Annotated in this window: 30 protein-coding genes; 26 read left to right on the forward strand and 4 right to left on the reverse strand. The window is 68.7% G+C overall.

Annotation, left to right across the window (positions count from 1 at the left end; all coding sequences use genetic code 11):
* Positions 1 to 4: 4 nt before the first annotated feature.
* The 17 genes from QC385_RS08350 to truA all read left to right on the forward strand — a co-directional run bounded on the left by QC385_RS08350 (position 5) and on the right by truA (position 10726).
* Positions 5 to 190, forward strand: a complete 186-nt coding sequence (locus tag QC385_RS08350; RefSeq protein WP_003948630.1) for a type Z 30S ribosomal protein S14 — start codon at positions 5 to 7, stop codon at positions 188 to 190.
* A 213-nt stretch (positions 191 to 403) separates the two neighbouring features.
* Positions 404 to 802 carry a 30S ribosomal protein S8 gene (rpsH, locus tag QC385_RS08355; protein WP_003992367.1) on the forward strand — a complete coding sequence of 133 codons (399 nt, stop codon included), beginning with the start codon at positions 404 to 406 and terminating at the stop codon, positions 800 to 802.
* A gap of 23 nt (positions 803 to 825) precedes the next feature.
* Positions 826 to 1365: a 50S ribosomal protein L6 gene (gene rplF / locus QC385_RS08360; RefSeq protein WP_059424839.1), complete on the forward strand. Its 540-nt coding sequence runs from the start codon at positions 826 to 828 to the stop codon at positions 1363 to 1365.
* Between the two features lie 3 nt (positions 1366 to 1368).
* Positions 1369 to 1752, forward strand: a complete 384-nt coding sequence (gene rplR, locus QC385_RS08365; RefSeq protein ID WP_007494754.1) for a 50S ribosomal protein L18 — start codon at positions 1369 to 1371, stop codon at positions 1750 to 1752.
* A 43-nt stretch (positions 1753 to 1795) separates the two neighbouring features.
* Positions 1796 to 2404 carry a 30S ribosomal protein S5 gene (gene rpsE, locus QC385_RS08370; RefSeq protein ID WP_030671799.1) on the forward strand — a complete coding sequence of 203 codons (609 nt, stop codon included), beginning with the start codon at positions 1796 to 1798 and terminating at the stop codon, positions 2402 to 2404.
* A complete protein-coding gene (gene rpmD, locus QC385_RS08375) occupies positions 2404 to 2586 on the forward strand; it encodes a 50S ribosomal protein L30 (RefSeq protein WP_005481207.1) in 183 nt (60 codons plus the stop codon). Before rpsE ends, rpmD begins: the two co-directional genes overlap by 1 nt.
* A gap of 2 nt (positions 2587 to 2588) precedes the next feature.
* Positions 2589 to 3044, forward strand: a complete 456-nt coding sequence (gene rplO, locus QC385_RS08380) for a 50S ribosomal protein L15 (RefSeq protein ID WP_059424841.1) — start codon at positions 2589 to 2591, stop codon at positions 3042 to 3044.
* Between the two features lie 236 nt (positions 3045 to 3280).
* Positions 3281 to 4594 carry a preprotein translocase subunit SecY gene (gene secY, locus QC385_RS08385; RefSeq protein ID WP_279540617.1) on the forward strand — a complete coding sequence of 438 codons (1314 nt, stop codon included), beginning with the start codon at positions 3281 to 3283 and terminating at the stop codon, positions 4592 to 4594.
* Complete coding sequence (locus tag QC385_RS08390) at positions 4594 to 5256, forward strand: adenylate kinase (protein ID WP_279540618.1); 663 nt, start codon at positions 4594 to 4596, stop codon at positions 5254 to 5256. The genes secY and QC385_RS08390 overlap by 1 nt, the downstream gene beginning before the upstream one ends.
* Positions 5257 to 5386: 130 nt before the next feature.
* Positions 5387 to 6223, forward strand: a complete 837-nt coding sequence (gene map, locus QC385_RS08395; protein ID WP_279540619.1) for a type I methionyl aminopeptidase — start codon at positions 5387 to 5389, stop codon at positions 6221 to 6223.
* Between the two features lie 237 nt (positions 6224 to 6460).
* Positions 6461 to 6682 (forward strand): translation initiation factor IF-1, encoded by a 222-nt coding sequence (gene infA / locus QC385_RS08400; RefSeq protein WP_003948620.1) that lies wholly within the window; start codon positions 6461 to 6463, stop codon positions 6680 to 6682.
* Positions 6683 to 6738: 56 nt separating this feature from the next.
* Positions 6739 to 6852 carry a 50S ribosomal protein L36 gene (rpmJ, locus tag QC385_RS08405; RefSeq protein WP_003998809.1) on the forward strand — a complete coding sequence of 38 codons (114 nt, stop codon included), beginning with the start codon at positions 6739 to 6741 and terminating at the stop codon, positions 6850 to 6852.
* Positions 6853 to 7035: 183 nt separating this feature from the next.
* Positions 7036 to 7416: a 30S ribosomal protein S13 gene (rpsM, locus tag QC385_RS08410; RefSeq protein WP_004984507.1), complete on the forward strand. Its 381-nt coding sequence runs from the start codon at positions 7036 to 7038 to the stop codon at positions 7414 to 7416.
* A 66-nt stretch (positions 7417 to 7482) separates the two neighbouring features.
* Positions 7483 to 7887, forward strand: coding sequence for a 30S ribosomal protein S11 (gene rpsK / locus QC385_RS08415; RefSeq protein WP_003956432.1), 405 nt, complete (start codon positions 7483 to 7485; stop codon positions 7885 to 7887).
* Between the two features lie 151 nt (positions 7888 to 8038).
* Positions 8039 to 9061: a DNA-directed RNA polymerase subunit alpha gene (locus QC385_RS08420; protein WP_003966937.1), complete on the forward strand. Its 1023-nt coding sequence runs from the start codon at positions 8039 to 8041 to the stop codon at positions 9059 to 9061.
* Between the two features lie 181 nt (positions 9062 to 9242).
* Positions 9243 to 9728: a 50S ribosomal protein L17 gene (rplQ, locus tag QC385_RS08425; protein ID WP_086842624.1), complete on the forward strand. Its 486-nt coding sequence runs from the start codon at positions 9243 to 9245 to the stop codon at positions 9726 to 9728.
* Positions 9729 to 9871: 143 nt separating this feature from the next.
* Positions 9872 to 10726 (forward strand): tRNA pseudouridine(38-40) synthase TruA, encoded by an 855-nt coding sequence (gene truA, locus QC385_RS08430; RefSeq protein WP_279540620.1) that lies wholly within the window; start codon positions 9872 to 9874, stop codon positions 10724 to 10726.
* An 18-nt stretch (positions 10727 to 10744) separates the two neighbouring features.
* Here truA and QC385_RS08435 read toward each other — a convergent pair whose 3' ends face one another.
* Positions 10745 to 11653 (reverse strand): hypothetical protein, encoded by a 909-nt coding sequence (locus QC385_RS08435; protein WP_279540621.1) that lies wholly within the window; start codon positions 11651 to 11653, stop codon positions 10745 to 10747.
* Positions 11654 to 11790: 137 nt separating this feature from the next.
* Between QC385_RS08435 and QC385_RS08440 the strand changes: the two genes are divergently transcribed.
* From QC385_RS08440 to QC385_RS08460, 5 genes are all read left to right on the forward strand, one after another.
* Complete coding sequence (locus QC385_RS08440; protein WP_443032859.1) at positions 11791 to 12933, forward strand: CapA family protein; 1143 nt, start codon at positions 11791 to 11793, stop codon at positions 12931 to 12933.
* A gap of 204 nt (positions 12934 to 13137) precedes the next feature.
* Complete coding sequence (locus QC385_RS08445) at positions 13138 to 15384, forward strand: HAMP domain-containing protein (protein WP_279540803.1); 2247 nt, start codon at positions 13138 to 13140, stop codon at positions 15382 to 15384.
* Between the two features lie 7 nt (positions 15385 to 15391).
* On the forward strand, positions 15392 to 16903 hold the full coding sequence (pgsB, locus tag QC385_RS08450) for a poly-gamma-glutamate synthase PgsB (RefSeq protein ID WP_279540622.1): 1512 nt from the start codon (positions 15392 to 15394) through the stop codon (positions 16901 to 16903).
* A gap of 87 nt (positions 16904 to 16990) precedes the next feature.
* Positions 16991 to 17473, forward strand: coding sequence for a poly-gamma-glutamate biosynthesis protein PgsC/CapC (locus QC385_RS08455; protein WP_020276280.1), 483 nt, complete (start codon positions 16991 to 16993; stop codon positions 17471 to 17473).
* Positions 17474 to 17512: 39 nt separating this feature from the next.
* Positions 17513 to 18598 (forward strand): NlpC/P60 family protein, encoded by a 1086-nt coding sequence (locus tag QC385_RS08460; protein WP_279540623.1) that lies wholly within the window; start codon positions 17513 to 17515, stop codon positions 18596 to 18598.
* 19 nt (positions 18599 to 18617) lie between these two features.
* Here the strand turns inward: QC385_RS08460 and QC385_RS08465 are convergent, their stop codons facing one another.
* Positions 18618 to 19490 (reverse strand): hypothetical protein, encoded by an 873-nt coding sequence (locus QC385_RS08465; protein WP_279540624.1) that lies wholly within the window; start codon positions 19488 to 19490, stop codon positions 18618 to 18620.
* A 74-nt stretch (positions 19491 to 19564) separates the two neighbouring features.
* Between QC385_RS08465 and QC385_RS08470 the strand changes: the two genes are divergently transcribed.
* The 4 genes from QC385_RS08470 to glmM all read left to right on the forward strand — a co-directional run bounded on the left by QC385_RS08470 (position 19565) and on the right by glmM (position 22622).
* Positions 19565 to 19876, forward strand: a complete 312-nt coding sequence (locus QC385_RS08470) for a hypothetical protein (RefSeq protein ID WP_279540625.1) — start codon at positions 19565 to 19567, stop codon at positions 19874 to 19876.
* 214 nt (positions 19877 to 20090) lie between these two features.
* The gene (gene rplM, locus QC385_RS08475; RefSeq protein WP_010036634.1) at positions 20091 to 20534 is read left to right on the forward strand and encodes a 50S ribosomal protein L13; all 444 of its coding nucleotides are present in this window, start codon (positions 20091 to 20093) and stop codon (positions 20532 to 20534) included.
* 42 nt (positions 20535 to 20576) lie between these two features.
* Positions 20577 to 21089, forward strand: a complete 513-nt coding sequence (gene rpsI / locus QC385_RS08480) for a 30S ribosomal protein S9 (RefSeq protein ID WP_059424859.1) — start codon at positions 20577 to 20579, stop codon at positions 21087 to 21089.
* Between the two features lie 174 nt (positions 21090 to 21263).
* On the forward strand, positions 21264 to 22622 hold the full coding sequence (gene glmM / locus QC385_RS08485; protein WP_279540626.1) for a phosphoglucosamine mutase: 1359 nt from the start codon (positions 21264 to 21266) through the stop codon (positions 22620 to 22622).
* A 110-nt stretch (positions 22623 to 22732) separates the two neighbouring features.
* Here the strand turns inward: glmM and QC385_RS08490 are convergent, their stop codons facing one another.
* Both QC385_RS08490 and coaA read right to left on the reverse strand, forming a co-directional pair.
* Entirely contained in the window at positions 22733 to 23653 is a 921-nt protein-coding gene (locus QC385_RS08490) for a DUF389 domain-containing protein (protein ID WP_279540627.1), read from the reverse strand.
* A gap of 32 nt (positions 23654 to 23685) precedes the next feature.
* Positions 23686 to 24675 carry a type I pantothenate kinase gene (coaA, locus tag QC385_RS08495; RefSeq protein WP_279540628.1) on the reverse strand — a complete coding sequence of 330 codons (990 nt, stop codon included), beginning with the start codon at positions 24673 to 24675 and terminating at the stop codon, positions 23686 to 23688.
* Positions 24676 to 24718: the final 43 nt, after the last annotated feature.

Below are 24718 nucleotides of genomic sequence, written 5' to 3' on the forward strand. Positions count from 1 at the left end.
CGAGATGGCGAAGAAGGCTCTGATCGCGAAGGCTGCTCGTAAGCCCAAGTTCGGCGTACGTGGCTACACGCGCTGCCAGCGCTGTGGTCGTCCGCACTCCGTGTACCGCAAGTTCGGCCTGTGCCGCGTGTGCCTTCGTGAGATGGCTCACCGTGGCGAGCTGCCGGGCGTGACCAAGAGCTCCTGGTAATCCCCCCAATCAGGGATTAGCAGGGCTCTCGGTAAGCATCTGGGGCGGCAGGACGTCCAGCTCGCATGCCTTAGGCTTGTGGGGTTGGGCGTCTGCCGCCGCCCTTACGACTTACTACGCCGTAGGTCCACCGCGCCGCACCCGTCCCGTCTCGGATCGGGGAGAGGGATGGCGCACCAGGAAACCCCGGCGAGAGAGGCCGAAGGCCAATTCATGACCATGACTGATCCGATCGCAGACATGCTGACGCGTCTGCGGAACGCGAACTCGGCATACCACGACTCCGTGGCGATGCCGCACTCGAAGATCAAGTCGCACATCGCGGAGATCCTCCAGCAGGAGGGCTTCATCACGGGCTGGAAGGTCGAGGACGCCGAGGTCGGCAAGAACCTCGTCCTGGAGCTGAAGTTCGGCCCCAACCGTGAGCGCTCCATCGCGGGGATCAAGCGGATCTCCAAGCCCGGTCTCCGGGTGTACGCGAAGTCCACCAATCTGCCGAAGGTTCTGGGCGGCCTGGGCGTGGCCATCATCTCCACGTCCCACGGTCTCCTGACCGACAAGCAGGCGCAGAAGAAGGGCGTGGGTGGGGAAGTCCTCGCCTACGTCTGGTAGTTCGGGAACGGAGGAGAGAGACAATGTCGCGTATCGGCAAGCTCCCCATCCCGGTTCCCGCCGGCGTGGACGTCACCATCGACGGCCGTACGGTCGCGGTCAAGGGCCCCAAGGGCGAACTGACCCACACCGTCATCGCGCCGATCGACATCGCCAAGGCCGAGGACGGCACCCTTCAGGTGCTGCGGCCCAACGACGAGCGGCAGAGCAAGGCCCTGCACGGCCTGTCCCGCACGCTGGTGGCGAACATGATCACCGGTGTGACCCAGGGATACGTCAAGAAGCTCGAAATCAGCGGTGTCGGTTACCGCGTCCAGGCCAAGGGCTCCAACCTGGAGTTCTCCCTGGGCTACAGCCACCCGATCCTGGTCGAGGCCCCCGAGGGCATCACCTTCAAGGTGGAGTCCCCGACCCGTTTCTCGGTCGAGGGCATCGACAAGCAGAAGGTCGGCGAGGTTGCGGCCAACATCCGCAAGCTGCGCAGGCCCGACCCGTACAAGGCCAAGGGCGTCAAGTACGAGGGCGAAGTCATCCGCCGCAAGGTCGGAAAGGCGGGTAAGTAAGCCATGGCATACGGACAGAAGATCCTTAAGGGCGACGCCTACAAGCGCGCCGCGATCAAGCGCCGCCACATCCGGATCCGTAAGCACATCAACGGTACGGCGGAGCGTCCGCGTCTGGTCGTTACCCGCTCGAACCGCCACATCGTGGCCCAGGTGATCGACGACATCAAGGGTCACACCCTTGCGTCGGCGTCCACCCTGGACACCTCGATCCGCGGTGGCGAGGGCGACAAGTCCGCGCAGGCCAAGCAGGTCGGGGCCCTGGTCGCCGAGCGCGCCAAGGCCGCCGGTGTCGAGGCCGTCGTGTTCGACCGTGGTGGTAACCAGTACGCGGGGCGCATCGCCGCCCTGGCGGACGCCGCCCGCGAGGCCGGACTCAAGTTCTGAGTCCTGGTTCCGTAGCTAGCGGAGACAGAGAGAGGTAATTCCAATGGCTGGACCCCAGCGCCGCGGTGGCGGTGCCGGTGGCGGCGAGCGGCGGGACCGGAAGGGCCGTGACGGCGGCGCAGCTGCCGCCGAGAAGACCGCGTACGTTGAGCGCGTTGTCGCGATCAACCGCGTCGCCAAGGTTGTGAAGGGTGGTCGTCGCTTCAGCTTCACCGCGCTGGTCGTGGTGGGCGACGGTGACGGCACCGTGGGTGTCGGTTACGGCAAGGCCAAGGAGGTGCCGGCCGCCATCGCCAAGGGCGTTGAGGAGGCCAAGAAGCACTTCTTCAAGGTCCCGCGTATCCAGGGCACCATCCCGCACCCGATCACGGGTGAGAAGGCTGCCGGCGTCGTTCTCCTCAAGCCGGCTTCGCCGGGTACCGGTGTTATCGCCGGTGGTCCCGTGCGTGCCGTCCTGGAGTGCGCCGGTATCCACGACGTGCTGTCGAAGTCGCTCGGCTCGTCGAACGCGATCAACATCGTGCACGCGACCGTGGAGGCCCTGAAGGGTCTGCAGCGTCCCGAGGAGATCGCGGCCCGCCGTGGTCTGCCGCTCGAGGATGTCGCTCCCGCGGCTCTGCTGCGTGCGCGTGCCGGGGCTGGTGCTGCGTAATGGCTCAGCTCAAGATCACGCAGACGAAGTCGTACATCGGCAGCAAGCAGAACCACCGTGACACCCTGCGCTCCCTTGGTCTCAAGGGCATCAACACGCAGGTCGTCAAGGAGGACCGCCCCGAGTTCCGCGGCATGGTGCACACCGTCCGCCACCTCGTGACGGTCGAGGAGGTCGACTGATCATGGCGGAGAACAACCCGCTCAAGATCCACAACCTCCGTCCCGCCCCGGGCGCCAAGACCGCCAAGACCCGTGTCGGTCGTGGTGAGGCGTCGAAGGGTAAGACGGCCGGTCGTGGTACCAAGGGCACCAAGGCCCGCTACCAGGTTCCGGAGCGCTTCGAGGGCGGGCAGATGCCCCTCCACATGCGTCTCCCGAAGCTGAAGGGCTTCAAGAACCCGTTCAAGACCGAGTACCAGGTCGTGAACCTCGACAAGCTCGCCTCCCTCTACCCCGAGGGCGGCGAGGTCACCGTCGAGTCGCTGGTGGCCAAGGGCGCTGTTCGCAAGAACAGCCTCGTCAAGGTCCTCGGCCAGGGCGAGATCTCCGTGGCGCTCCAGGTGACGGTCGACGCCGTCTCCGGTTCCGCCAAGGAGAAGATCACCGCTGCCGGCGGTACCGTCACCGAGCTCGTCTGAACACCACAGGCGTCTCGATGACCTGAGCGATCCCGACCGGGGATACCCCAACATATGGGGTATCCCCGGTTGGTCGTTCCTAGGGCGGCAGTCTCGCCGGTAAGGTGGCCTGCACTGCCCTCTTTTCACAGGGTGCTGCACTTCGGGCACTCTGAGCGGCAGTTGACCGTTACTTATTCGTCGAACCTCAAGACCGTCACCCTTGACGCAGTTGCGCGGGGGTCGCAGGAGGCACCGTGCTCACCGCGTTCGCCCGGGCGTTCAAGACGCCCGACCTGCGCAAGAAGCTGCTCTTCACGCTCGGCATCATCGTGATCTACCGGGTCGGTACGCACGTCCCGATCCCGGGTGTCGACTACCGGAACGTCCAGACCTGTATCGATAACGCCCAGGCCAACCAGGGCCTGTTCGGTCTGGTGAACATGTTCAGCGGCGGCGCGCTGCTCCAGATCACGATCTTCGCGCTGGGCATCATGCCGTACATCACGGCGAGCATCATTCTGCAGCTGCTGACCGTGGTGATCCCGCGCCTGGAAGCCCTGAAGAAGGAGGGCCAGGCCGGTACGGCGAAGATCACGCAGTACACCCGCTACCTGACGGTGGCCCTCGCCATCCTCCAGGGCACCGGCCTCGTCGCCACCGCTCGCAGCGGCGCCCTGTTCTCCGGGTGCCCGGTGGCCAGCCAGATCGTCCCTGACCAGTCGATCTTCGTCACCATCACCATGGTCATCACCATGACCGCCGGTACGGCGTTCGTGATGTGGCTCGGCGAGCTCATCACCGACCGCGGCATCGGCAACGGCATGTCGATCCTGATGTTCATCTCGATCGCCGCCACCTTCCCGTCCGCCCTGTGGGCCATCAAGGAGCAGGGCTCGCTGGCCGGCGGCTGGATCGAGTTCGGCACCGTCATCGCGGTCGGCCTCGTCGTGATCGGCCTCGTGGTCTTCGTCGAGCAGGCTCAGCGCCGTATTCCGGTCCAGTACGCGAAGCGCATGATCGGCCGCCGGTCCTACGGCGGTACGTCGACGTACATCCCGCTGAAGGTCAACCAGGCCGGCATCATCCCTGTGATCTTCGCCTCGTCGCTGCTCTACATCCCGGCGCTGGTCGCGCAGTTCGCCGGTGGAAACTCCGGTTGGAAGGTCTGGATCGAGAAGAATCTTGCGCTGCCGGACGCCCCGATGCACATGGTTCTCTACTTCCTCCTGATCATCTTCTTCGCCTTCTTCTATGTGGCCATCTCGTTCAACCCCGAGGAAGTCGCCGACAACATGAAGAAGTATGGTGGCTTCATCCCGGGCATCCGGGCTGGCCGACCGACCGCTGAGTACCTGTCGTACGTGCTCAACCGGATCACCTGGCCGGGTTCGCTGTACTTGGGACTGATCGCTCTCGTGCCGACGATGGCGTTGGCTGGTTTCGGGGCAAACCAGAACTTCCCGTTCGGCGGGACCAGCATCCTGATCATCGTGGGTGTGGGTCTTGAGACGGTGAAGCAGATCGAGAGCCAGCTCCAGCAGCGCAATTACGAAGGGTTCCTCCGCTGATGCGTATCGTCCTCGTCGGGCCGCCGGGCGCCGGTAAGGGAACGCAGGCCGCGTTCCTGGCCAAGAACCTGTCGATCCCGCACATCTCCACGGGCGACCTGTTCCGGGCCAACATCAGCCAGCAGACGGAACTCGGCAAACTGGCGAAGTCCTACATGGACGCGGGCAATCTCGTGCCCGACGAGGTCACGATCGCGATGGCCAAGGACCGCATGGAGCAGCCGGACGCCGAGAACGGCTTCCTGCTGGACGGCTTCCCCCGCAACGTCTCCCAGGCCGAGGCCCTCGACGAGCTGCTCGAGGCCGAGAGCATGCAGCTCGACGCGGTGCTGGACCTGGAGGTCCCCGAGGACGAGGTGGTCAAGCGGATCGCCGGCCGTCGCGTCTGCCGCAACGAGTCGGCGCACGTCTTCCACGTGACGTACAAGCCGCCGGCCAAGGAGGGCGTCTGCGACGTCTGCGGCGGCGAGCTCTACCAGCGGGACGACGACTCCGAGGAGACCGTCCGCAAGCGGCTGGAGGTCTACCACACGCAGACCGAGCCGATCATCGACTACTACAAGGCGCAGGGCCTGGTGGTCACGATCTCCGCGCTCGGCAAGGTGGAGGACGTCACGACGCGCGCCATGGAGGCGCTCAAGCGTGGCGAGGACGGCAAGTAGTCGTTCATGCACAGCTACGGCCGCGGTTCCCCTCGGGGGCCGCGGCTGCTGTGTGGGCGGGGTCCTCGCGCGGCCCCGTATCGTTGAAGGCGTTCATGTTCTCCGAAGGTCCAGAAAGGCCGTAGCCCCCATGGTGCAGATCAAGACCCCCGAGCAGATCGCCAAGATGCGTGAGGCGGGGCTGGTCGTTGCGGCCATCCACGCGGCGACGCGCGAAGCCGCCGTGCCGGGGGCCACGACGAAGGATCTGGACCAGGTCGCGCGCAAGGTGCTCGCCGAGCACGACGCCAAGCCGAACTTCCTCGGGTACGGCGGTTTCCCGGCGACGATCTGCACGTCCGTGAACGAGGTCGTCGTGCACGGCATCCCGTCCGACGACGTCGTCCTCAAGGACGGGGACGTCATCTCCATCGACTGCGGCGCGATCATCGACGGCTGGCACGGCGACGCCGCGTACACGGCCTTCGTGGGCTCCGGTCACGCGCCGGAGCTGGTCGAGCTCTCCCGGGTGACCGAGGAGTCGATGTGGGCCGGCATCGCGGCCATGAAGCAGGGCAACCGGCTGGTCGACGTCTCCCGGGCGATCGAGACGTACATCCGCCGCCAGCCCAAGCCCGGCGGCGGCCGCTACGGGATCATCGAGGACTACGGCGGCCACGGCATCGGCACCGAGATGCACATGGACCCGCACCTGCTGAACTACGTGGACCGCCGGCGCGGCAAGGGCCCGAAGCTGGTGCCCGGGTTCTGCCTCGCGATCGAGCCCATGGTGTCGCTGGGGACGCCGAAGACGGAGGTCCTGGAGGACGACTGGACGGTCGTCACCACGGACGGTACGTGGTCATCGCACTGGGAGCACTCCGTCGCGCTGACGGAGGAGGGGCCGCTGGTGCTGACGTCTCCCGACGGGGGCAAGGCGAAACTCGCCGAGCTCGGGATCGTCGCCGCGCCGGACCCGCTGGGCTGAGTCCGCCTACCAGGGCTGGTCCCCCTGCCGGCTGGCGGCTGCGGGTGCGTGGGGGCTTGTCGCGCACTTCTCCGCGCCCCCTTGGGGGGCGCTTAAAGATCTGTCCGCTGGGGCAGGCTCTCTCGATTCGTGTTTCCGAGGGCCCTGACGTAGACTGACTCGTCGGCTCTTGTGCATCCGCATGTCTGCATGCACTCGCACTGAGCCGATCAAGGTAGTCGATTCGAAGGGCGAAGCGTGGCCAAGAAGCAAGGTGCCATCGAGATCGAGGGCACTGTCGTCGAGTCTCTTCCGAACGCCATGTTCAAGGTCGAGCTCCAGAACGGCCACCAGGTCCTGGCACACATCAGCGGCAAGATGCGCATGCACTACATCCGCATCCTCCCTGACGACCGGGTCGTGGTGGAGCTGTCTCCGTACGACCTGACGCGTGGCCGGATCGTCTACCGCTACAAGTAGATCTTGCCCGCGCCCCGGCTTCCGGGGTGGTGGCACTGACCCGGAGAACCTCACCCATGAAGGTCAAGCCGAGCGTCAAGAAGATCTGCGACAAGTGCAGGGTGATCCGCCGTCACGGCCGGGTCATGGTCATCTGCGAGAACCCGCGCCACAAGCAGCGCCAGGGCTGACGCACGACCGCACCTCTGCATCCGCAGAATTTCGCGCGACGCAAGCTGAATATGTTCATACGCAGGACCCAGACCCCCGGGTCTGACACCCCCGGTCGGAGGCCGGGGACCCAGTTCGTACCTAGTACGGCGGCTGGGAGTCGGTTCTGTGGAAGACCTCCGTCAAGTAACTGGAGCCATTGAATGGCACGCGTTTCCGGTGTTGACATCCCGCGCGAAAAGCGCGTGGAGATCGCCCTCACCTATGTGTTCGGCATCGGCCGGACTCTCTCGCAGCAGACGCTGGCCGCCACCGGCGTCGACCCGAACACCCGCGTTCGCGACCTCTCCGAGGAGCAGCTCGTCGCGATCCGCGAGTACGTCGACAACAACATCAAGACCGAGGGTGACCTCCGTCGCGAGATCCAGGCCGACATCCGCCGCAAGGTCGAGATCGGTACCTACCAGGGTCTGCGCCACCGCCGCGGTCTGCCCGTCCGCGGTCAGCGCACCAGCACGAACGCTCGTACCCGCAAGGGCCCGCGTCGCGCCATCGCCGGCAAGAAGAAGCCGGGCAAGAAGTAGTCCGCAGCGGACTCGCCGTCCAGCGGTCTTCGCTGTAGGACCGACCACCTCCCGTAGGAGTTATAGATGCCCCCCAAGGGTCGTCAGGGCGCTGCCAAGAAGGTGCGCCGCAAGGAAAAGAAGAACGTCGCTCACGGCCACGCGCACATCAAGAGCACGTTCAACAACACGATCGTCTCCATCACGGACCCGTCCGGCAACGTGATCTCCTGGGCCTCCGCCGGCCACGTCGGCTTCAAGGGCTCCCGGAAGTCCACGCCGTTCGCCGCGCAGATGGCCGCCGAGTCGGCTGCCCGCCGCGCCCAGGAGCACGGCATGCGCAAGGTCGACGTGTTCGTGAAGGGCCCGGGTTCCGGTCGTGAGACCGCGATCCGCTCCCTGCAGGCCACGGGCCTCGAGGTCGGCTCCATCCAGGACGTCACCCCGACCCCGCACAACGGTTGCCGTCCGCCGAAGCGCCGTCGCGTCTGACGTTCGTTTCACGGGCAGCGGTTTCGGGCGGTACGGCTCTGCAAAGGGGCGTATCGCCCGTACCCTTGCAGTACCCGTCCCTTTTCGTCGGGGACGGTTCAAGTCGGGCGTCATATAGCGGGCGCCCCCGACTGAAGGATCTGATCCACACATGCTGATCGCTCAGCGTCCCTCGTTGACCGAAGAGGTCGTCGACGAATTCCGCTCCCGGTTCGTGATCGAGCCGCTGGAGCCGGGCTTCGGTTACACCCTCGGCAACTCCCTGCGCCGGACCCTCCTCTCCTCGATCCCGGGTGCGGCGGTCACGTCCATCCGCATCGACGGCGTGCTGCACGAGTTCACCACCGTGCCGGGCGTCAAGGAGGACGTCACCGACCTGATCCTCAACATCAAGCAGCTGGTCGTCTCCTCGGAGCACGACGAGCCGGTCGTGATGTACCTGCGCAAGCAGGGCCCGGGTCTGGTCACCGCCGCCGACATCGCGCCGCCGGCCGGTGTCGAGGTGCACAACCCCGACCTCGTCCTCGCCACGCTCAACGGCAAGGGCAAGCTGGAGATGGAGCTGACGGTCGAGCGTGGCCGCGGTTACGTCTCCGCCGTGCAGAACAAGCAGGTCGGCCAGGAGATCGGCCGGATCCCGGTCGACTCGATCTACTCGCCGGTGCTCAAGGTCACGTACAAGGTCGAGGCCACGCGTGTCGAGCAGCGGACCGACTTCGACAAGCTGATCGTCGACGTCGAGACCAAGCAGGCCATGCGTCCCCGTGACGCCATGGCGTCGGCCGGTAAGACCCTGGTCGAGCTGTTCGGTCTGGCCCGCGAGCTCAACATCGACGCCGAGGGCATCGACATGGGTCCGTCCCCGACGGACGCCGCTCTCGCCGCCGATCTCGCCCTGCCGATCGAGGAGCTGGAGCTCACCGTTCGGTCGTACAACTGCCTCAAGCGCGAGGGCATCCACTCCGTGGGTGAGCTCGTGGCGCGTTCCGAGGCCGACCTGCTCGACATCCGCAACTTCGGTGCGAAGTCGATCGACGAGGTCAAGGCGAAGCTGGCCGGCATGGGCCTGGCCCTGAAGGACAGCCCGCCCGGATTCGACCCGACCGCTGCGGCGGATGCTTTCGGGGCCGATGACGACGCGGACGCCGGATTCGTCGAGACCGAGCAGTACTGAGAGCTCGGGCCTTCCGGTCCGTACTCGGGCGCGGGTGCGCTGTGCTTGATCGCGCAGTTCCCCGCGCCCCTTCCGAACGGGCCCCTGCGGGGCCGCGTCCGGATCTCCGACGGGCAACCGCTCGCTCGGATACTGACCCCGGTACCTGATACGGCCGGGGCAGACACCTAGGAGAAACACCATGCCGAAGCCCACCAAGGGTGCCCGTATGGGCGGCAGCGCCGCGCACGAGAAGCTGATGCTCGCGAACCTCGCGAAGTCGCTGTTCGAGCACGGCCGGATCACCACCACCGAGGCGAAGGCGCGCAAGCTGCGTCCGTACGCCGAGCGTCTGGTCACCAAGGCGAAGAAGGGCGACCTTCACAACCGCCGTCAGGTGCTCCAGGTCATCACGGACAAGAGCATCGTCCACACGCTCTTCACCGAGATCGGCCCGCGCTACGAGAACCGTCCGGGTGGCTACACCCGCATCACCAAGATCGGTAACCGCCGTGGCGACAACGCGCCCATGGCTGTCATCGAGCTGGTCGAGGCGCTGACGGTGGCGCAGGAGGCGACCGGCGAGGCCGAGGCCGCGACCAAGCGTGCCGCGAAGGATGCCGAGGCCTCTGAGGCTCAGGTCGATGTGACCAAGGCCGATGACGCCGAGGAGTCCAAGGACGCCTAAGCGTCTGCCGGGGATTGTTCGTCGGCGGCTGCGGCTTCGTCGTGGTTGTTCGCGCAGTGCCCCGCGCCCCTCGAAGGGGCGTTGGCGGGCCCGCTCCTCTTTGAGGGGCGGGCCCGCTTTTGTGTTGCTGAGAGGATCTGTACGTGAGTGATGAAGCAGCAGCCGGTTATGTGCGTGTGCGTCTGGATCTGTCGTACGACGGGAGCGAGTTCTCCGGGTGGGCCAAGCAGGCCGGGGGGCGGCGGACCGTGCAGGGGGAGATCGAGGACGCTCTGCGGACCGTGACGCGGTCGGGCGAGACGTACGAGCTGACGGTGGCGGGGCGTACCGATGCCGGGGTGCATGCCCGGGGGCAGGTGGCGCATGTCGATCTGCCGCGTGAGGTCTGGGCCGAGCACCACCAGAAGCTGCTGAAGCGGCTCGCCGGGCGGCTGCCCAGGGATGTACGGGTGTGGGCGCTCAGGGAGGCGCCCAGTGGCTTCAACGCCCGGTTCTCGGCGGTCTGGAGGCGGTACGCGTACCGGGTCACCGACAATCCGGGGGGCGTCGATCCGCTGCTGCGCAACCATGTGCTGTGGCACGACTGGCCCTTGGACGTCGATGCCATGAACGAGGCCGCGCGGCGGCTGCTCGGGGAGCACGACTTCGCCGCCTACTGCAAGAAGCGGGAGGGCGCGACGACGATCCGTACGCTCCAGGAGCTGAGTCTCGTGAAGGGCGACGACGGGATCATCACCGCGACCGTGCGGGCCGACGCCTTCTGCCACAACATGGTGCGTTCGCTGATCGGGGCGCTGCTGTTCGTGGGCGACGGGCACCGGCCGCCGGACTGGCCCGCGAAGGTGCTGGCGGCCGGCGTACGGGACTCGGCCGTGCATGTCGTACGGCCGCACGGACTGACGCTGGAGGAGGTCGGCTACCCGGCCGACGAACTGCTCGCCGCGCGCAGCAAGGAGGCGCGGAACAAGCGGTCGCTGCCGTCGGCGGGGTGCTGCTGACCGGCTTCCGGGGGCTCCTCACCGGCGGGCGGAGTTCCAGGTGGTGACCAGGCCCGAGAGGGCCGCGGTGGCGGCGTCGGCGTCGTTGCCGCGGCCGCGTGCCTTGGGGGAGAGCTCCACGTGGAGGAACTTGGCGTGGTGGCGCTCCGCGGCCTTGCCCTGGACGTTCGTGGCGCCTTCCAGTGGGCAGCGGGCCGACCAGCCCCGGCACACCCGCAGCCCGTCGTCCTGCATGGCGTCGGCCAGGGCGGCGGCCTCGGTGAGGGTGCTCCGCGCGGCCCCGGTGGAGAGGACGGCCTCGTAGGGGCGGTCCGAGTCCCTGGCGAAGCCGTGCAGTTGGACGCCCGGGACGTCGCGTTTCTGGAGTTCCACGACGATGGCGTGGAAGACGCTGTCCTTCCGGTGGGCGACGTCGGCGGCGTCGCCCCGGCCCGCATCGCGGTGTGCGCCGGCGAGGACCAGCGAGCCGCCGGGGTTGTCCTCCAGGAGCCGCACGCCGAGGCGTTCGGTGTCCCGGTCGGAGACCGGGTGCGGCACCTGCGCGTTCCAGCGGACGTCGGAGTCGGCGGTCAGGTAGAGGCGCCCCCATTGTTCGGCCCGGCCGGGGCGGGCGGCGGCGATCTCGTCGTACCTGCGGCCGGACTCGGTGTCGGTGAGGCGGGTGAGCTTGAGGCCGAGGGGGTCGAGCAGTCGTTCGGCCTTCGTGGCGTCGCCGTCCAGGAGGTGGCCGACGCTCTCGGCGACGCGCCCGCGCTGGGCGTCGTCCGGTGGGGAGTACTCGGCGTCGGGCTCCAGGTCCGCCGTGTACGCGAGGATCCTGCCGCGGAGGTCCACCAGCTCCCGGGCGCCCGGCGTGGAGTCGTCCGTTGACCGGTCCGGTGCCGATTGACAGCCGAACAAGGCCAGGACGAGTCCGATTTGGACCATAATTCGAGTCAAGTGTGACTGTCTTGTGACGGTAACTTCCGTGGTGGTTGTGCGCTTCATGTGAATATGATGCGGTGACACTTCGTAAACCTCTCCGGATCGCCCGGGCGGCAAGCGCTTTCGCGGCCATCATCGCCGTGACGACCGCGTGTACCTCCGCGGCCTCCGCCCCTCAGGTGAAGCCGGACGGCCGCTCGTTCACCGTCGCCGCCGCCGGTGACGTGCTGATCCACCCCGAGCTGGTCGACCAGGCCGCCAAGGATGCCAAGAAGACCGGCGAGGGCGAGGCCGGGCTGGACTTCGGGCCGCTGCTCGCCGGGATCAAGCCGGTCATCAGCGAGGCCGATCTCGCCATCTGTCACATGGAGACGCCCGTCGGAAAGCCGCGGGGGCCCTTCGAGGGGTACCCGGAGTTCCTCGTGCCGCCGCAGATCCTGACGTCGCTCAAGGATGTGGGCTACGACACCTGCTCGACGGCCTCCAACCACACTTACGACCACGGCCTCGGGGCCGTGCGGCGCACCTTGAACGCCATGGACAAGGCCGGCCTCGGGCACACGGGCTCCGCCCGCACGCCCGAGGAAGCGGAACGGATCAACATCCGGGACGTCAACGGCGTCAAGGTCGCCCACCTCTCGTTCTCCTGGATGTCGTTCCTGAACCCCACGCCGGAGAAGGAGAAGTGGGCGTTCAACCAGATCGGCACGGACGTGATCAAGGACGCCGAGGCCCGGGCCCGTGAGAAGGGTGCCGAGGTGGTCATCCTCTCGGTCCACTGGGGGCTCGAGCACTACAACGAACCGAGCGTCCCCCAGTTGCAGCTGGCGGAGCGGCTCACCACGGAGACCGGGGTCGACCTGGTGATCGGGCACCACGCCCACGTGGTGCAGCCGATCCAGAAGGTGAACGGCACCTGGGTCGCCTACAGCCTGGGCAACCAGGTCGCGCGTCACTCCTCGCCCACCGGGCTCACCGAGGAGGGCGCGATCGGCTGGTTCGAGTTCCGCGAGACGACCGACGGCTGGGACGTCTCCGCCCGCTACGCCACGACGCTGGTGGACATCCCGCCCGAGGTGGAGGCCGGTGAGAAGCCGCCCGCCGGCGCGGTCGAGGACCACCGGGTGGTGGACGTACGGCGGGCGCTCGACGAGCCGGGCGACCTCTCCGAGGAGCGGCTCGCCCGCTACCGGCTGGCGGCCGACCGCACGCGCGGCTTCCTGTACAACCGCGGGGCGCCGGGGGGCGACGGTCTGAAGGAGCTCACGCTGGGGCGTGACTAGCGCCACAGCGCATACGGGGCGACGGGCACAACTTCGGCGCTCCCCAACAGTCTTGTATACGGCGGTCCGTTGCCTCTCCCGCGGGAGCGGTGTTCTGTGCGGCCGTTCTTCACCCAGAGAGGCCGGAGGAGACCACCGGTGACACCCACCCGCGCCGTGCGCCCCGTGAAGGGGGGACGGCGGCGCAGCCGGAGACGTGCGGACATGCCGCTGCTGGGCGGCGTCCGTCCCCCGATCGCGCTGCTGTGCGTGCTGGTGCTGGCCCTCGCCGGCCTCACCGCCCAGGTGCTCGGCCCCGCCGGCGAGCAGGCCGTACCGCAGGCGGTGCTCTCCTCGCAGCGGCACTTCGCGGAGGACGGCGCCATCGCCCTGCGCGCCTCGATCGACGAGCGGGTCACCGACCTCAACCGCACCGCCGCCGCGCTGAACGCGGGGTCACCGGTCAAGCCCGAGCGCGTCCTGTCCGACCTGGGGAAGACCTACCAGAAGTGGACGGGCACCACGGTCCTGGACCTGGAGAGCGGCAAGGTGCTGGCCGCCAGGGGTGAAACGATTCCCCTCGGGTGGCTCGACAAGGACGTCCTCACCGGGGACACGGCCCTCAAGCCCCGCATGGTGCGGCTGGAGACCGGTGACGTGCGCCTGATGACCATGGCGGTCCTCGACTTCGATGACCGGCCGCAGCAGCTGCTGGTCGCCTCCAACAGCTTGTCCGTGCCCGCCATCAACCTGGGCCAGTTCCGCTCCATGGCGGTCGTCGCCACCGGCGGGGAGATCCTCGCGACGGCCGGCTTCGAGCAGTCCGAGGCGCTCAACTCCGACCAGGAGCGCAAGGAGCTGGGCTTCCTCCAGAAGCAGATGAGCGGGCTGTCCGCCCAGGCGGCACGGGAGACCGAGCAGGACCCGGTCAGCGCCAGGGAGCCGGGCTCCCGCGGCTACCCCGGTGTCAGCGGGGCCCTGGTCGGCGGGAGCTACAACGGCCGTGTCGCCACCGCCGGTTACGCCTCCCTCTCGTCCGCCGACCCGGAGGAGAAGAAGAGCGTCGGCGCGGGCCTCGGGCTCACCGTCGTCGCCCTGCTGCCCGTGGTCCAGCAGGAGGGCGCCGCTGCGGACCGGGAGCTGTACGGGCTGCTGGCGGCCGGAGCTCTGGTGGTGCTCGGACTGCTCGCCGCGGCCGTGCTGTGGGTGACCGTGCAGCGGCCGCTGCTGCGGCTGTTCCTGGAGTCCCGCCGACTGGCCCGGGGCGACCTGACCCGCCCGGTGGACGTGCCCCGCTGGGGCGAGGCCGCGCGCATCGGCTCCGCACTGGAGAGGCTGCGCGCGCAGCTGGGCGGCCCGGCCGATGATCCCGGCGGGCGCCAGCGCGTCAAGGGGCGGTTCGGGGTGCGCGGACCGCTCGCGCTGACCGCCGTACTGCTGCTGCTGTGGTGTGTGCCCGTCGGCCTCCTGCTGAACCGCACCGACGACTCCGTCAGCATCCCGGCCAGCATGGTCGCGGACCAGCGCGACCGCACCGACCTGGTCGCCGACCGGGTGCGCCGGGCGCTCAACGAAGCGCAGGCGGACCTGGTCTCCACGTCCCGGCTGATCGACCCGGACGACGCCGACGCCGGCCGGGCACTGCTCGAGGAGACCCTGCGCGAGCACACCCGCTACGAGGCGCTGTACCTCCTCGACGAGGACGGCGAGGTCGTCGCCCGTGCGGGCGAGGAGCCGCGCGCCGGTTTCGCCGACGCGGACGAGCAGCCGCTGGTCCGCGTGGCCGGCAAGGGCGAGAAGAAGCCGGTCGTCCAGGCCGGGGCGCCCCTGCCGGACCACAAGGGCATGACCCTGGTCGGCGAGGTCCGGGTCGAGTTCCTCAACTCCCTGCTGAAGCGGCCCGGCCTCGGCGAGGTCCGCGTGGTCGACTCCAAGACGCAGACCATCGCCGCCAGCGACGGCTTCCTGGCCTTCGAGGACCTGCCGCGCGACGCGCTCACCGACCTCGTCCGGGCCGGCAGCGTCCACGTCGGCGCCGGTCCCGTCGAGAACGGCCTGCTGATCCGCGAAGGACGCGGGACCACGGTCGCCGCGGCCGCCCCGTTCTCCGGCGGCGGTGTGGCGGCCGACATCGGCTGGACCGTGGTCAGCTGGCAGAACGCCAAGGACTTCCAGATCACCCCGTACGAGCGCGAGGACCGCAGCGTCCTGGCCGGACTGCTCGGTCTGGCCCTGATCGTCGTCTGCCTCGGCTGGTTGTACCTGGTCGTGGCCCGGCCGATGCGGGCTCTGGCGGCCGGCGCGGAGAAGCTGGCCGACGGCGACCTCAAGTCCGTGCTGTACCCCCGCTACCAGGACGAGGTCGGCGCCGTCGTGCGCAGCCTCGAACTGCTCCGCCAGCAACTCCAGGCCCGTAAGCAGACCCAGGCGCGCCGGCTCGCGGAGCCGGAAGCCGGCGTTCGGGGAAGGTGACCCAGCCGTGCTCTATCTGTACTTCGTCCTGCTCACCGGCAGTGTGCTGCTGCTGGTGGCGGGCATCGTGGAACAGCGCCGGCACTACGCCAGCCTGCACAGCATCCCGTCGCGCGTGCTCGTGAACGGCATCCGCGGCAAGTCCTCCATCACCCGGCTGTGCGCCGGGGCGCTGCGCGGCGGCGACCTGGTCACCGTGGCGAAGACCACGGGCACGGCGGCCCGGTTCATCCACCCGGACGCCACCGAGGAGCCGGTCTACCGCAAGTTCGGCATCGCCAACGTGGTGGAGCAGATCGGCATCGTGCGCCGGGCCGCCACCTACCGGCCCGACGCCCTCGTCATCGAGTGCATGGCCGTCATGCCGGCCCTCCAGGAGGTGAACCAGAGCAAGCTGATCCGCTCCACGATCGGCGTGCTGTGCAACGTCCGCGAGGACCACCTCGCCGAGATGGGGCCCACCCTCGACGACGTGGCGCGGTCGCTGTGCCGCTCCATGCCGGAGAACGGCATCTGCGTCACCGCCGAGAAGGAGCGCTTCCACATCCTCCAGGAGGAGGCCGACGCCCGTAACTGCCAGTTGATCTACGCCGACCCGGAGACCGTCACCGACGAGGAGCTGCGCGGCTTCAGCTGGTTCACCTTCAAGGAGAACGTCGCGATCGCCCTCGTCGTGGCCGAACTGCTCGGCGTGGAACGGCGGGTCGCCCTCCAGGGCATGTACGACGCCCCGCCGGACCCGGGCGTGCTGTCCGTCGAGCGTTACGCGACGCCCGAGGGCAAGCGGCTCGCCTTCGCCAACGTCTTCGCGGCCAACGACCCCGAGTCGACGCTGATGAACATCAACCAGCTGCTCGACCTCGGAGCCATCCACCGGCCGCTGAACGTCGTGATCAACTGCCGGCCCGACCGCGTGGAGCGCAACGGGCAGATGGGCGAGATCATCCCCGATCTCCAGCCGGACCACGTCTTCGTCATCGGGCACCCCGCCAAGAGCGCGATCGACGCCATCCCGGCCGAGTGGCGCGACCGCGCGATCGACCTCGGGGGTGAGCGCCGGTCGGCCGAGGAGTTCATGCCCGCCCTGCTGGAGCGCCTGGCCGCCGACTCCTCCCTGGTCGCCATCGGCAACATCCACGGCCAGGGCGAGGAACTGCTGGAGTACCTGGCCGAACTCCCGGCGGACGAGTCCGCCCCCGCGGAAGCGGACCGGCCCGTGGACGCCCCGGTGCCGCCGCATCAGCCGGCGCGCCTGGACCCGTACGCCTCGTACCCCGTGGCCTATGAGGAGCGCTACCAGGCCTCGCAGACCCAGGAGATCCCGGTGGTCCGCATCCCCGCTCAGCAGCGCCAGCCGTCGTGGGCCCAGCAGCACGCCGCTCAGCACCAGGGCCAGTACGGCCAGGGGCAGGGCCAGTACGCCGCCCCGGTCCAGGAGACCTGGCCGTACGGCGACGACGCGGGCGGCGGTCATCCGTACCCGGCGGCCGACGGCGGTGGGCAGCATCCGCGCCACTGACCTCCACGGGCGGGGACGACACCCAGCGCCCGCACGCCTGAGCCGACCGCCCCGCACCACGACCCGCACCCGTGCCCGGAGATCCCGTTGACCACCGCCGCCCTGACCCCCGAGATGGCCGCCCTCGGCATCGCCATCGGCCTGTTCTTCTCGTTGCTGTGCTACCTGACCACCAACCTGTCGCCCGGCGGCATGATCACGCCCGGCTGGCTCGCCCTGACCCTCATCGAGGACCTCCAGCGGGCGGCCATGGTGGTCGGCGTCACCGCCCTCACCTACGCGGGCACCAAGGTCATGCAGCGGCTGGTGATCCTCTACGGCAAGCGGCTGTTCGCCGCGGTGGTGCTGCTGGGCGTGCTGCTCCAGGCCACCGTGATGATCGTGCTGTCGATCGAGTTCCCGCTGCTGTACGGCAACCAGACCCTCGGCTTCATCGTGCCCGGCCTGATCGCCTACCAGATGGTCCGCCAGCCCAAGGGGGCGACGCTGCTGGCGACCGGCACCGTCTCGCTCATGGCCTACATCGTCGTCGCCGCCGGACTGCTGCTCGGCATCATGCCCACCGTCTGAGACCGGCGTCCCGGCGACCGAGAACCCAGGAGAGAACACATGGCAGGGAAGAAGAAATCGAGGCCGGTCCTGTCCGGCCTCGTGGTGCTGGGGCTCGTCGCGACCTCCGGCTACCTCACCGTGGAGCTCCGCAAGCAGGAGGAGAAGGGCGTCCCGGAGATCACGAACGTCGGCGTGCTGGACGGCTCGGACCGGGCCGGCGGCGCGGCGAAGACCCGCGACAAGGGCGGGGAGACCTGGTCCCGGCTGGAGAACCCCGCACGCTCCGTGCTGCGCGGGTCCGACGGCCAGGTCAGGGCGGTGTTCACCGACGGGGCGCGCACCGCGACCCTGACCGGACCGGCCCGCACCTTCACCGAGCCGTCCTCGACGAGCTCCAAGGTCTCCACGACGGACTGGGTCCGCCTCATGCCCGAGGCCTGGAAGAAGGGCGCGGACAAGGAGAAGTGGTTCAAGGACTGGTACAAGGAGTACGAGTCCAGCAAGGAGGACGACCTCCTGGCGATCTCCTTCCAGTACGTCGCGGGCGCCAAGCAGAAGAAGGACGAGCAGGGCACCGTCATCGCCGGTGACGCCAACTTCGGGCCCCTCAACGCGAACGGGGCGGAGGGCGGCGACCTGCGCCTGGAGCAGTCCGACTTCTACGACTACCTCGGCGTCCAGTACCCCTTCCGGGACGGCGTGATCGGCCAGCCGGAGACCGCGCGTGCCCGGTCGATCGACTGCTCGGGCTACATGCGGATGGTGTTCGGCTACCGCGCCCGCTACCCGCTGATGTCCTCGGACGAGTCGGGTGACGGCCTGCCGCGCACCGCCAACGGCATGGCCCGCTCCGATCAGGGTGCCGACATCCTGCCGCTCACCGGCATCTCGCCCAAGGACCGGCCCACCGGCATCGACCAGCTCCAGCCCGGGGACCTCGTCTTCTTCAAGCTCGACACCCGGACGAAGCAGCGCCTGGACCACGTCGGCATGGTGCTCGGCTACGACACCGAGGGCCACCTGCTCTTCGTCTCCAGCCGCGAGGAGGTCAACGGACCGACCATCGGCGACGTCGGCGGAGTGTCCCGGCTGGACGGCAACGGCTACTACGCCAAGACGCTGCGCAGCGCGAAGAGGCTGTGACCGGGCGTGCCGCGGCCGGTCACCCGTCGGCCGCGGCCGACGCCTGCGCCTGGCCGCGGCGGTGGATCTGGCGGAACGTGAACAGCTGGAGGTTGTCGCCCGTGGCGAACACCTTCGTGTCCTTCTCCGTCACGTCCTTGCCGCTGGTGAAGCCGGCGTTGGTGAAGTAGGCGTAGCGGCCGTAGGAGTTGCTGGTCGTACGGCAGAACCCGGCTTCGCAGAAAGGCTTCACGCCGCCGCCGGAGAGCGACTTGACGAAGCTCTTCTTGTTGGTCTGCCCCTTGGCCTTGGCGGCCTGCGCCTCGGTGTCGAAGACCGCCACGCCGACCGTCACCGCGATGCCGTCCCTGGTGTAGGTGACGCGTATCAGGCGCGTGCAGTCGTTCGCGGTGAGGATCTTCGGGAGGGTGCCGCCCGAGGCCGAGGCGCAGTTCTTGGTGTCGGCCGTGGGGCCCTTCTTGTACGTCGTCTCGCCCATGGTCAGCTGGGTGCCGGGGAAGAGGGCGTCCGGGCTGAGCGGAGCCGTGTCCTTCTTCGCGCTGGCGATGAAGTCCTTCGGGTCCAGCGGAGGCGGGGCGCTGGTCGGGGCGAACGACGGGGCCGAGGCCGACTCGCTCGGGATGTCGGCCGAGGGCACCTGCGAGGTCGGGCTGTTCGCCTGGTTGTCGCCGCCCGCCGAGACCACGGCCACGGCCACGGCAGCGCCGATCGCGACGGTGGCGAGCGCGCCGCCGCCGACCAGGAACAGCCGGCGTCGTTTGTTACGGGCCTCGGACGCCTCGGCGAGCGCGGCCCAGTCCGGAGACTGGCCGCCCCCGCTGCTCCAGGGCTGCTGCGACTGCGGTTTCCATGGATCCCACTGGGACTGGGGTCCCCCCTGCCCAAAGCTCATGTGGCGCATCTTAGACGGGACATGGCGCGTGCTGGTCCGCCTGGAGGGGCCCTCCAGCCCCTAGCGTTCCTCCCATGCGGACGGGCAAAGGCGACATCTTCGGGTGGTTGGGACGACTGCTGCCGGCCGGGGTGCTGCTGGTGTGCCTGTGGTCCTGGCCGGTGGCCGCGGTCGGGATGTGGCCGTCCGTCGTGGTCGGGGCGCTGCGGGCGCTGCGCCGTCCACGTGGCGGCGGCTCCCTGCCGGGGTGGTGCGCCGCCGTGGCCGTCGACGTGCTGCTGTCGTCGGTGTTCCCGTACGCGCGGCCGGTGCGGCGCCGGACGCTGAGGAGGGCCGTTACCCTGTGTGCGGGCTTGTGCGTCTGCGTGGCGGATCGTCGGCGATGATCCCGCGTTTTGACCCCTGTCGTGAGCCCCGGTATTCTGCTCTTTCGTTGTGTATTGGCTTGCTCATTCTCACGGGACGGGCCCTTACACCGGTCCACCGGGCCGATGACCAGCGACCAGCACGCGGTTTGCGTCACCGCAGTGCGGTCAAGGCTGTCGTGATCGTTTCGGTGACCTGTTCAGGACCATTCACTCGAAGCGAAGGCTACGAACCGTGCGTACGTACAGCCCCAAGCCCGGCGATGTGACGCGCCAGTGGCACGTCATCGACGCCCAGGACGTTGTCCTGGGTCGTCTCGCCACCACCGCAGCGACCCTCCTCCGGGGCAAGCACAAGCCGATCTACGCGCCCCACGTCGACGCTGGTGACTTCGTCATCATCATCAACGCGGACAAGGTGCACCTGTCCGGCAACAAGCGGACCCAGAAGATGGCGTACCGCCACTCCGGTTACCCGGGTGGTCTGCGCTCCGTCCGTTACGACGAGCTGCTCGACAAGAACCCCGAGAAGGCCATCGAGAAGGCCGTCAAGGGCATGCTCCCCAAGAACACTCTGGGCCGTCAGATGCTCTCGAAGCTGAAGGTCTACAAGGGTGACCAGCACCCGCACGGCGCGCAGCAGCCGCAGCCGTACGAGATCACCCAGGTCGCGCAGTAAGTCCGGCCACCCCCTAAGACTGAAGAGAATCTGAGGAGAATCGTGGCCGAGACCACTGCCGAGCAGCCGCTCGAAGAGCTTGACATCGACAGCTACACCACCGAGTCCGAGGTCCCCGTCGAGGGTGAGTACACCTCGGAGTCCATGGCCTCCCGCTTCGGCGAGCCCCAGCCGGCCGCCGGCCTGGGCCGTCGCAAGAACGCCATCGCCCGCGTCCGGATCATCCCGGGCACCGGCAAGTGGAAGATCAACGGTCGCACCCTCGAGGACTACTTCCCGAACAAGGTGCACCAGCAGGAAGTCAACGAGCCCTTCAAGGTGCTCGAGCTCGAGGGCCGCTACGACGTCGTCGCCCGCATCGCCGGTGGCGGTGTCTCCGGCCAGGCCGGTGCGCTCCGTCTCGGTGTCGCCCGTGCGCTGAACGAGGCGGACGTCGACAACAACCGCGGCCCGCTGAAGAAGGCCGGCTTCCTCAAGCGCGACGACCGTGCGGTCGAGCGCAAGAAGGCCGGTCTGAAGAAGGCCCGCAAGGCCCCGCAGTACAGCAAGCGCTAATCGCGTCGCTGTCGTTGCGACTGTCTTCGCAACGTTGCGCCTGATTTCGCAACGATCGCCCCGGCGGCACGTTCTGTGCCGCCGGGGCGTTCCCGTACATCACCCCTGCGGATGTCGGACCGTCCCCGGGGATGTACTGGAGCCGCACTCTCTCGCAATTCGGAGGACACCACAGTGGGACGACTCTTCGGCACGGACGGCGTGCGCGGTGTCGCCAACGCGGACCTGACGGCGGAGATGGCCCTCGGCCTCTCCGTGGCCGCGGCGCACGTACTGGCCGAGGCGGGCACCTTCGAGGGACACCGGCCGACCGCGGTGGTCGGGCGTGATCCGCGCGCGTCCGGGGAGTTCCTGGAGGCCGCCGTGGTCGCGGGCCTCGCCAGCGCCGGCGTCGACGTCCTGCGGGTCGGTGTGCTGCCGACCCCGGCGGTGGCGTTCCTGACCGGAGAGCTCGGCGCCGACCTCGGTGTGATGCTCTCCGCGAGCCACAACGCCATGCCCGACAACGGCATCAAGTTCTTCGCCCGCGGCGGGCACAAGCTCGCCGACGAGCTGGAGGACCGGATCGAGTCCGTCTACGAGGAGCACCGCACCGGCGCCCCGTGGGACCGGCCGACCGGGGCCGGAGTGGGCCGCGTGCGCGACTCCGAGGAGGGCGCCGACCGGTACGTCGCGCATCTGCTGCGCGTCCTGCCGAACCGGCTCGACGGTCTGAAGGTCGTCCTCGACGAGGCGCACGGCGCCGCCGCCCGGGTCTCGCCCGAGGCGTTCCAGCGGGCCGGTGCCGAGGTCGTCACGATCGGGGCCGAGCCGGACGGGCTCAACATCAACGACGGGTGCGGATCCACGCACCTGGACAAGATCAAGGCCGCCGTCGTCGAGCACGGGGCCGACCTGGGCATCGCGCACGACGGGGACGCCGACCGGTGCCTCGCCGTGGACCACACCGGCGAAGAGGTGGACGGCGACCAGATCCTGGCCGTGCTCGCCCTGGCCATGCGCGAGGCCTCCACCCTGCGGTCCGACACGGTCGTGGCGACGGTGATGTCCAACCTCGGCTTCAAGCTCGCCATGGAGCGTGAGGGCATCCGGCTCGTGCAGACCGCCGTGGGCGACCGGTACGTGCTGGAGGAGATGAAGGAGCACGGGTTCGCCCTCGGGGGCGAGCAGTCCGGGCACGTGATCATCCTCGACCACGCGACGACGGGCGACGGCACGCTGACCGGGTTGCTGCTGGCGGCACGGGTCGCGCGGAGCGGGCGTCCGTTGCGGGAGCTGGCGTCCGTGATGGAGCGGCTGCCGCAGGTGCTGATCAATGTGCGGGACGTCGACAAGTCCCGCGTGACGACGTCGGCCGAGCTGTCCGCGGCGGTCGCCGACGCGGAGCGGGAGCTGGGTGCCACCGGGCGGGTGCTGCTGCGGTCCTCGGGGACCGAGCCGTTGGTGCGGGTGATGGTGGAGGCGGCGGATATCGAGCAGGCTCGGGCTGTTGCCGGGCGCTTGGCTGATGTCGTGAAGTCTGCGTTGGGGTAGTCGGCTGTTCCGGGTTCGGGGTGGGGCCGCGGTTCGTTGCGGGCTGACCGTTTCGTTGTGGCTTCTCGCGCCCACGCGGCGGAGCGCAGATGGATGCAGCCCCGCGCCCCTTATGGTCGCTTCGACCAGAGCCATTTCTGGGTCAGCAAGGTCAGCGTGCCGGCGACGATGATGCCCAGCAGGTTCAGCAGGAGTTGTTCGGTGGAGCCCTTCGTCTGGGTCATGTCGCCGTAGCTCAGGGCCACCGCCGCGTTCGCCGCGGCCGGGACCGTGGTCACCGAGATGGCCACGCCCACCAGGGCGCCCGACTTGGCGGAGGTCAGGGAGAGCGTGCCGGCGATGCCGGCCAGGACCGCCACGACGAACGAGAACCAGTCGGGGGCGTAGATGAAGCCCGTGTTGGGGCGGTCCGCCCTGAGTTGCCCCTCGCTGAACAGGTCGACCGCGTCCATGAAGAGACTGAAGCCGACCGTCACCGCCATCGCCACCGCGAAGCCCACCAGGAGGGCGATCAGCGAGCGCAGGGCCAGGCGTGCTTTGCTGCGGACGATCGCGGTGCAGATGCCGGCGAGAGGGCCGAACTCCGGGCCCACCGCCATGGCGCCCACGATCAGGATCGCGTTGTCCAGGACCACACCGCAGGCGGCGAGCATCGTGGCGAGGGTGATGAACGCGAGGTAGGTGACGGAGAGGGTCGACTCCTCGTGCGTCGCGTCGCTGAGGTGCTCCCACAGGACCGCGTCGGCGCCCTCGCCGGGTGCGTCGGCCGCGGCCTGGTCCGCCCGGTTGGACAGCGACAGGTCGATGGCCTCGACGGCGATGGAGCCATGGGTGTCGATGCCGAGTTCGCGCAGGCCGGCGAGCAGTTCGTCACCCGCCTCGCGCGCCACGTCGCACATCACGACGTCCCCGGCGGGGTTGCGGGCGGCCTCCGGCAGCACGACGAGGTGGGCGGTGCCGACCGTCTTGTCGATCAGCCGCACCACGTCGTCGGTCTTCCCGGACGGTGTGATCAGGCGCAGATGGAGCATGACGGTTATCTAACCGGTCTTTGCCCCGGGCGTCACAGCTTGCGCAGGCTGAGGCGCTGCACCTTGTGGTCCGGGCCCTTGCGCAGGACGAGGGTGGCGCGGCCGCGGGTGGGGGCGATGTTCTCGACCAGATTGGGCTGGTTGATCGTGCGCCACATCGTCCGGGCGTAGTCGAGGGCCTCCTCCTCCGAGACCTGGGTGTACTTGCGGAAGTACGAGGACGGGTTCTGGAAGGCGGTCGCGCGCAGCTTGCGGAAGCGGTTGAGGTACCAGCGCTCGATGTCCTCGACGCGGGCGTCGACGTACACGCTGAAGTCGAAGTAGTCGGCGAGACCGACCCGGGTGCGGCCGTCCTTGCCGGGGAGGGCGGGCTGGAGGACGTTCAGGCCCTCGACGATCAGGATGTCGGGGCGGCGGACCGTGAGCTTCTTGTCGGGGACGATGTCGTAGATCAGGTGGGAGTAGACGGGGGCCGTGACCTCGTCCTTGCCGGCCTTGATGTCGGCGACGAAACGGGTCAGCGCGCGGCGGTCGAAGGACTCGGGGAATCCCTTCCGCGACATCAGGCCGCGGGCCTGGAGCTCCTTGGTGGGCAGCAGGAAGCCGTCGGTGGTGACCAGCTCGACGCGCGGGTGTTCCGGCCAGCGCGAGAGCAGGGCCTGGAGGAGCCGGGCGACCGTCGACTTGCCCACGGCGACCGAGCCGGCGACTCCTATGACGAACGGGGTGCCGGACTGCGAGCCCTGTTCGCCCAGGAACGTGTTGAGCGCGCCTCTGAGGCCGTCCGTGGCACCGACGTAGAGGTTGAGGAGTCTGGACAGCGGGAGGTAGATGTCCCGCACCTCGTCGAGGTCGATGACATCACCCAGGCCGCGCAGTTTCTCGACCTCCTCGGCCGTCAGCGGCAGCGGCGTCTTGTCACGCAACGCGCTCCACTCGGCTCGGGTGAGGTCGACGTAGGGAGTCGCCTCCGGCCGCTGCCGGTGGGCGCTCCGGGGTATCGAGGAGACCGGAGAGATCACAGTCCATTGTTACGGGCGTACGAACGGACCGTGAGGTGGGATC

The organism is Streptomyces sp. DH10, from assembly GCF_029813805.1.
GTDB lineage: Bacteria > Actinomycetota > Actinomycetes > Streptomycetales > Streptomycetaceae > Streptomyces > Streptomyces coeruleofuscus.